Annotated in this window: 8 protein-coding genes and 1 pseudogene; 6 read left to right on the forward strand and 3 right to left on the reverse strand. The window is 64.3% G+C overall.

Annotated features, from left to right (window positions below; translation table 11 throughout):
• Positions 1-157 precede the first annotated feature (157 nt).
• Positions 158-637, reverse strand: a complete 480-nt coding sequence (locus EN893_RS11680) for a MarR family transcriptional regulator (RefSeq protein ID WP_127267049.1) — start codon at positions 635-637, stop codon at positions 158-160.
• A gap of 194 nt (positions 638-831) precedes the next feature.
• Between EN893_RS11680 and EN893_RS11685 the strand changes: the two genes are divergently transcribed.
• From EN893_RS11685 to EN893_RS11710, 6 genes are read left to right on the forward strand one after another with little or no spacing between them, the layout of a single operon-like run.
• The gene (locus tag EN893_RS11685) at positions 832-1440 is read left to right on the forward strand and encodes a CDP-alcohol phosphatidyltransferase family protein (protein WP_127267050.1); all 609 of its coding nucleotides are present in this window, start codon (positions 832-834) and stop codon (positions 1438-1440) included.
• Positions 1441-1476: 36 nt separating this feature from the next.
• On the forward strand, positions 1477-3264 hold the full coding sequence (locus EN893_RS11690; protein WP_206517187.1) for a bifunctional alpha/beta hydrolase/class I SAM-dependent methyltransferase: 1788 nt from the start codon (positions 1477-1479) through the stop codon (positions 3262-3264).
• Between the two features lie 5 nt (positions 3265-3269).
• Entirely contained in the window at positions 3270-4595 is a 1326-nt protein-coding gene (locus EN893_RS11695; protein WP_127267058.1) for a phosphatase PAP2/dual specificity phosphatase family protein, read from the forward strand.
• Positions 4592-5035 carry a hypothetical protein gene (locus EN893_RS11700; protein WP_127267051.1) on the forward strand — a complete coding sequence of 148 codons (444 nt, stop codon included), beginning with the start codon at positions 4592-4594 and terminating at the stop codon, positions 5033-5035. The genes EN893_RS11695 and EN893_RS11700 overlap by 4 nt, the downstream gene beginning before the upstream one ends.
• A complete protein-coding gene (locus EN893_RS11705) occupies positions 5032-5694 on the forward strand; it encodes a lysophospholipid acyltransferase family protein (protein WP_127267052.1) in 663 nt (220 codons plus the stop codon). The genes EN893_RS11700 and EN893_RS11705 overlap by 4 nt, the downstream gene beginning before the upstream one ends.
• Entirely contained in the window at positions 5694-6629 is a 936-nt protein-coding gene (locus EN893_RS11710; protein WP_127267053.1) for a phosphatidate cytidylyltransferase, read from the forward strand. Before EN893_RS11705 ends, EN893_RS11710 begins: the two co-directional genes overlap by 1 nt.
• A 37-nt stretch (positions 6630-6666) precedes the next feature.
• Here the strand turns inward: EN893_RS11710 and EN893_RS11715 are convergent.
• Together EN893_RS11715 and EN893_RS11720 are read right to left on the reverse strand one after the other, a co-directional pair.
• Positions 6667-6801 (reverse strand): annotated as a pseudogene (locus EN893_RS11715) (iron chelate uptake ABC transporter family permease subunit); the annotation flags it as partial.
• 32 nt (positions 6802-6833) lie between these two features.
• Positions 6834-7252 (reverse strand): ATP-binding cassette domain-containing protein (locus tag EN893_RS11720; RefSeq protein ID WP_128361546.1); only part of this gene is annotated, 419 nt, incomplete at its 5' end.

A 7252-nucleotide genomic window follows, 5' to 3' on the forward strand; every position in this document is an offset into this window, starting at 1 on the left:
GCGACCATCAGCAGGAAGCGGCCCAGCCGGCGCTTTTTCTTCACGGGCACTGGGGCCGGCTGCACCGGGGGAGCAACCGCCGGCGGGGCCGCGGCCGGCTGCGCCGGCGCTTCCATGTCCAGTTCGGTCACTTTCTCGTCTATCTTGGCTACCGCGTTCATGCTGCTGCGCCCTCTATATTCTTCACTTTTTCAATGGACGGCGTCTCGTCGTCGGTCAGGTTGCGGACCATCGCCTCAAGCCCTTCGATGAGGACGCGACGGGCTTCCGGCTTCACGCCGACCAGCGATTCCTCATAGACTTCTCCGGCAATGCTCTTGATCACGGCGTAGGCATCGCTTGCCTTGGGCGTCAGGAAGATCATGCGGACGCGACGATCGGCGGCGTCGGACCGACGCTCGATCCAGCCTCCCTCTTCCATGCGGTCGACCAGGCGCGAAACGCTGATCGGCTCGATTTCGAGAAGTTCGGCCAGCCGCGCCTGCGCGACACCGTCTTCCTTGGCAACGCGGACCAGAAGCCGCCATTGCGCCGAAGAAAGCCCCAAGCCACTGGCCCTCGCCTCGAAGCGCTTGCGCATCAAGCGCTGCACGTCGTGGATCAAGAAGCCCAATCTGTCGATGCCATCGGAAACCATGAGCGAGATATATAATAAGCGTGCTTACTATTCAAGACGCCGCGTTGCACGAGAAGCCGGCAAATGTGCATGGCAGCTTTGCCGGACCAATCATGGTTAGCGATTTGCGAACGCATGATGGCCGCGCCGCCTCTACACTGGTCGCGTCTGGCATATTGATGTACAGCCGCTGAACAGGATCGGGGGATCAACGCATGCCGACGCTTTACGCTCTCAAGCCGGCCTTCCAGGGTCGACTGCGGCCGCTGGTCAACCGGCTGGCGGCAATCGGGGTCACGGCAAACAGCATAACCATCCTGGCGGCCGCGATGTCGATAGCCGCCGGCGCGGCCATTGCGATCTGGCACGAATGGCGCTGGCTGCTGTTGCTTATCCCCGCGGTGATGTTCGTGCGCATGGCGTTGAATGCCGTGGACGGCATGCTGGCGCGCGAGCATGGCCAAGCCTCGACGCTTGGCATGTATCTGAACGAGTTGTGCGACGTCGTTTCGGACCTCGCGCTGATTCTCCCTTTTGCCGTCTTTCCCGAATTTGGCGCATGGGGCGTCGTCGCCTTCGCGATATCGGCCGTGCTGACCGAGTTCGCCGGCGTGCTCGGCATCGCTGCCAAGGTCGGGCGTAATTATGCCGGGCCGTTCGGCAAGAGCGACAGGGCGCTGGCGCTCGGCGTCGTCGCCACGCTGTGTGCCGCCGGGCTGTGGCCGGCATCGATAACGCCGTTTGTGTTTCCGGCCATGGCAACGCTTTCGCTGCTGACCGCCATAAACCGGATACGCGCCGGCATTATTGGCAGCGCCAGCTGAGCATCGAGGCTCGCCATGCCGCCAGAGGGGAAGACCATGATGCACGAACCGATCGCCGCCGCGGCCACGGAAAGCCTTGCGCGGCAAGCACAGGAGCGGGTTTTCCGCAGCCATGACGGGACGGAGATCTTCTACCGATTCTGGCCGGCGGCCTCCGCCGATGCCAAGGGCGCAGTGGTGCTCTTCCATCGCGGCCACGAGCATGGCGGCCGCATGGCCCATCTCGTCGATGAATTGCAGATGCCGGACCACGCCTTCTATGCCTGGGATGCCCGCGGCAATGGCCGCTCGTCCGGCGAGCGCGGCTATGCGCCCTCCTTCTCGGCGCTGGTGCGCGACATCGACTGCTTCATGCGCGAGACCGCTGCCAGGGATGGCTTTGCCACTCGGGATATCGCGCTGATCGCACAATCCTTCGGCGCCGTGCTGGCTGCCGCCTGGGTGCATGACTATGCGCCGAAGCTGCGCGCCATGGTGCTGGCCTCACCGGCCTTCTCGGTAAAACTCTACGTGCCCTTCGCCAAGGAGGGCATCGCACTCTGGCAGAAGATCAAGGGCCGCTTCTTCGTCAATTCCTACGTCAAGGCGAAATTCCTGACCCATGATCCCGTGCGCATCGCCTCTTTCGAGAGCGATCCGCTGATCACGCGGCCGATCGCCTCCAACATACTGGTCGAACTCTACCAGCATGCCGCACGCATCGTCAGTGACGCCCGCGCCATCACCGTGCCGACGCAGCTTCTGCTTTCGGGCAGCGACTGGGTCGTGCGCCACGGCCCGCAGCATGAGTTCTTCGTCAATCTCGGCAGCCGCACCAAGGAACGCCATGTGCTGCCTGGTTTCTTCCACGACACGCTGGGCGAGCGCGACAGGGCGCAGGCCCTCGACCTGATCCGGCCATTCCTGGCCAGGCAGTTCGAGGCAGCCGATGCGCCGGTCGACCTGAAGCAGGCGGACATCGCCGGCTACACACGCGACGAGGCCGATAGGCTTGCCTCGCCGCTCGCTCTGATGTCGCCAAAGGGCCTCTATTGGGCATTCAGCCGTGCCTCCATCCGCATGGGCGCCTGGGTCTCGCAAGGTATGAAGGCCGGCGTGACCACCGGCTTCGATTCCGGCTCGACGCTCGACTACGTCTACGAGAACAATGCGCGCGGGCTTACGCCTCTTGGCCGCGTCGTCGACCGCATTTTCCTGGAGGCCATTGGCTGGCGCGGCATCCGCCAGCGCAAGCTGCATCTCGAAGAGCTCATCGGCTCTTGCCTGGCGACGCTCAAGGCCGCTGGCCGGCCGGTGCACATTCTCGACATCGCGGCCGGCCATGGCCGCTATGTTCTCGATGCCATCGTGAAGAGCCCCGATCAGCCGGCGAGCGTTCGCCTGCAGGATTATTCCGACCTCAACGTCGAGCTTGGCCGCAAGCTGATCGCCGAGCGGCAATTGCCGGCTGATGTCTCATTCCAGCGCGCCGACGCCTTCGATGCCGACATGCTCGCATCGATCGATCCGGCTCCGGATCTTGCCATCGTTTCCGGCCTTTACGAGTTGTTCTCCGACAATGCGATGATAGCCCGCTCGCTCGGTGGATTGGCCAGCGCCATGCAGCCGGGAAGCCTGTTGCTCTACACCAACCAGCCCTGGCATCCGCAGCTCGAGATGATCGCCCGCAGCCTGACTTCGCATCGCGGCGGCGAGGCCTGGGTGATGCGGCGGCGCACGCAGGGTGAGATGGACCAGCTCGTCGAAGCCGCCGGTTTCGAAAAACTCGACCAGCGCATCGACCAATGGGGCATCTTCACCGTCTCGGTCGCGCGGCGCCGCTGAACAGCATGGTCTCATCGCCTGCCCCCACCGCGCGCACCGAGCCTTATGGACGGGTGATCGTCAGGGCGGCGCTGTGGCTGGCCTTCCTGGCGCCGTTCTTCTATCTCAGCTACGGCTTCGCCAACTGGCTGGCCTCGCGGCGCGACGAGGTCGGCAGCATCGTGTTCTCGTGGGAACACAGCATTCCGTTCGTCGCCTGGACCATCGTGCCCTATTGGTCGATCAATCTGTTCTATGGCCTGTCGCTGCTGCTCAACAACGACAAGCAAGGCGTCGACCGCCTGGCCGGGCGCTATCTCACCGCGCAGGTCGTCGCCGTTATCTGCTTCATCCTGTTCCCGCTGACCGCGACATTCGTGCGACCGGCGACGACCGGCCTGCCGGGCTTCCTGTTTGCCGTGCTCGGCGGTTTCGACAAGCCGTTCAACCAGGCACCCTCGCTGCACATCGCCCTTTTGGTGATCATCTGGGATCATTGGCGCCACCGGCTCCGCGGGTTGCTCCTGCCGCTCTGGCATGGCTGGAGCTTCCTGATCGGTGCCTCGGTGCTGACGACCTGGCAGCATCACTTCATCGACATTCCGACCGGCGCGCTGCTCGGGTTCTTTGCGCTGTGGCTGTTTCCGCGCAGCGGCGCGTTGCCGTTTTCAGGCTTCCGGCTGACCAGCGATGTGAAAGCGCGGCGGCTGGCGCGGTTCTACGCTCTGGGCGCGGTCCTCGCGCTGGCCGGTGCAGCGCTCGGCGCCTTGTTCTGCGCCGTCGCGCTCTTCCTGCTTTGGCCGGCGCTGGCGCTGGCCATCGTCGCCTTCGCCTATGCAGGAGCAGGCGAAAAAGTGTTCCAGAAATCCGCCGATGGCAGCATCACGCTCGCAAGCCGTGTCCTGCTCTTGCCTTACCGTCTCGGCGCCAGGGCCAACATATGGGCCTGGACGCGCAAACTTGCTCCCCAGGTGGCGATTGCCGACGGCGTCTTTCTCGGGCGCTTTCCCACGGCACGCGAGGCCAGCAGCTTCGGCACGGTCATCGATCTCGCCGCCGAACTTAAGAGGCCTGCGGCAGCCGATTGCCGCTGGATCAGCTTTCCGATGGTCGACCTGTTGCCGCCGCCAGTGGCGATACGGCAACAGGCAGCCGGCGCGCTGGAGAGTGCGCGCCGCGACGGCACCGTGCTGGTGTGCTGCGCGCTCGGCTTCCAGCGCAGCGCCGGCGTCGTCGCCGAATGGCTGGTGGCGACCGGCAGGGCCAAGACGCCGGCGCTTGCCCGCGAAATGCTCGCGGCCCTCGGCCGGCCGGTTCATCTCGCAGAAGCCACGGATCCGGCGGCGTCATGACCGGCAATGCCTATCAGGACCGCACCGACCGCTTCGCCGGCATGCTGATGCGGCAGGCAGCGTGGCCTGCCGCAATCGTGGTGGCGGCAAATATCCTTGCGCCGCTGGCTGCCTCGACGCGCGGCGGCTTCGAGACTTTGCCGGCGGCCGTTGCGCTGTCGATCACAGCCGCGAGCGCTGTCGCCGTTCTGGCGCTGTCGGCATTGCTGGCATTCGACGCCCTGTTGTTCCGGGTCATGGCTGGCCATGATGACGAAGCTTCCGGCGGTGCCGCGGTGGACGACATGCTGGCGCGCATGCGCCTGAAAACGGCCCCGCCCGCGACACGCTCGCTCGATGACCGCATTGCTGGCACGCGTCGCCTACTGTTCAAGCAGCGCGCCGCCCTGGCTCTGTTCGCCGCAGCACTTCTGGCGTCAGGGTTTTGGGCGCCGCGATGAACAGGCTTTCGCTCAAGACCTTCACCTTGCTGCAGACGGTAACCTCCGTCGGCCTCTCGGCGCTGGCCCGGATGGTGACGGGCGTGCGTCCGATCTGGAACGGCAGCCTGCCCTCCGACCGCCAGCGCATCTATTTCGCCAACCACACCAGCCATGGCGACTTTATCCTGCTGTCGGCCTGTCTCAGCGAAAGCGAGCGCGCGATCACCCATGCTGTTGCCGCAGGCGAATATTGGGGGAAGTCGCGGCTGCGCCGCTTCATCGCGCAGGACATGCTGTCGTCGGTGCTCATCAACCGGCAGTGGACGAGACCTGAGGAAAACCCGATCGAGATCATGCTGTCGGTTCTCGACCAGGGCCACTCGCTGATCCTGTTTCCCGAAGGCACACGCAACATGACCGAAGAGCCGCTGCTGGCCTTCCGCTCCGGGCTCTACAATCTGTCGACGGCGCGGCCTCAGGTCGAGCTGATCCCGTGCTGGATCGAGAACATGTCGCGCGTGCTGCCCAAGGGCCAGTTCCTGCCGGTGCCGCTGCTGTGCCGCGTCGTCTTCGGCGCGCCGGTGGCGATCGGTCCGGGCGAAGAACGCCGCGCCTTCCTCGAACGCGCCCACGCCGCGCTTCTGGCGCTCAACCCGCGTCCCGAGCGAGACGATTGATGCGCCACGAAATCTCCATTCTGATCATCGGCCTGCTGGCGGTTTTGACCACCGCCAGCATCGTCGCGACCATCCTTTCGGCGCGAGCGCCGAAGCCGCTTAGCTCAACGCTGGTCAATCTCAGCCAGCGGATCAACGCCTGGTGGGTGATGGTGGCGCTGATGACGGTCGCCTTCTTCTTCGGGCGTTACGGGATGACCATCCTGTTCGCTCTGATCTCCTTCGCCGCGCTGCGCGAATTCGTGACGCTGACGCACACCCGCCGCAGCGACCATTGGGTGCTGCTCGGCATGTTCGGCATCATCATACCGTTTCAATATTGGCTGGTGTGGACCGCCTGGTACGGGCTCTTCGTCATCTTCATTCCGGTCTATTGCTTCCTGCTGATGCCGGCCATCACGGCGCTGCATGGCGACACTGAACGCTTCCTCGAGCGCATCGCCGCGCAGCAATGGGCGGTGATGATCTCGGTCTATTGCGTCAGCCATGTCCCTGCCCTGCTGACACTCGAGGTGCCGGGCTTCGAAGGCCGCACCCTGCTGCTGATCGCGTTCCTGATCATCGTCGTGCAAGGCAGCGACGTGCTGCAGTACATCTTCGGCAAGCTGTTTGGAAAACACCGTTTTTCGCCGAACGTCTCGCCGTCGAAAACCTGGGAAGGGCTGATCGGCGGACTGGTGTCGGCGAGCCTGCTCGGCGCGCTGCTATCCTTCGTGACACCCTTCTCGCCGCTGCAGGCAGCAGCCGTGGCCTTCGTCGCCTGCTCGATGGGATTTCTCGGCGGGCTGGTCGCCTCGGCCATCAAGCGCGATCAGGGCGTCAAGGACTGGGGCCATCTGATCGAAGGCCATGGCGGCATGATGGACCGCACCGACAGCCTGGTCTTCGCCGCCCCGGTGTTCTTCCACATCGTGCGCTATTTCTGGACGGTCTGAGCCGGCGGCCTGTTGCAAGAGCGGTTCATTGGCGCGCTCAGAGCCGGTTTTGGATCAGCATGGTGACGACGAAGAACGCGCCGACGGAGCTGGTGATGATGCCGATCGGCAGCTCCTGCGGCAGCAGCAGCGTTCGGGCCAGAAGATCGCTGGCCAGCAACAGCACCGCGCCGGGTCAGTTTGGAAGCCGTTTGACACCCTTTTTCATACGCCGAGATAGCGGTCCTGAATTTCTGGCGTCAGCGCCTCGGGCGTGCCTTCGAAGACGGTCATGCCCTTTTCCAGAACGAAGCAGCGGTCGGCCACAGGTAGAAGCTCGGCAAGCGTCTTGTCGACGATAAGGATCGACTGTCCGCTCGACTTGAGCTTGCGGATTGCTGCCCAGATGTCCTGGCGGATCACAGGTGCCAGACCCTCGGTCGCCTCGTCCAGAATGAGCAGGCTCGGATTGGTCATCAACGCGCGGCCGATGGCTACCATCTGCTGCTCGCCGCCCGACAGTGTACCGGCATATTGGTCGCGGCGTTCGCCGAGACGCGGAAACAGCTCGACAACTTTTTCCAATGTCCACGCGCTGCCGCGTGCTGCGGCCAGCAGGTTCTCCAGTACGGTCAGATTGGGAA

This window comes from Mesorhizobium sp. M7A.F.Ca.CA.004.04.2.1, assembly GCF_004022825.1.
Lineage (GTDB): Bacteria > Pseudomonadota > Alphaproteobacteria > Rhizobiales > Rhizobiaceae > Mesorhizobium.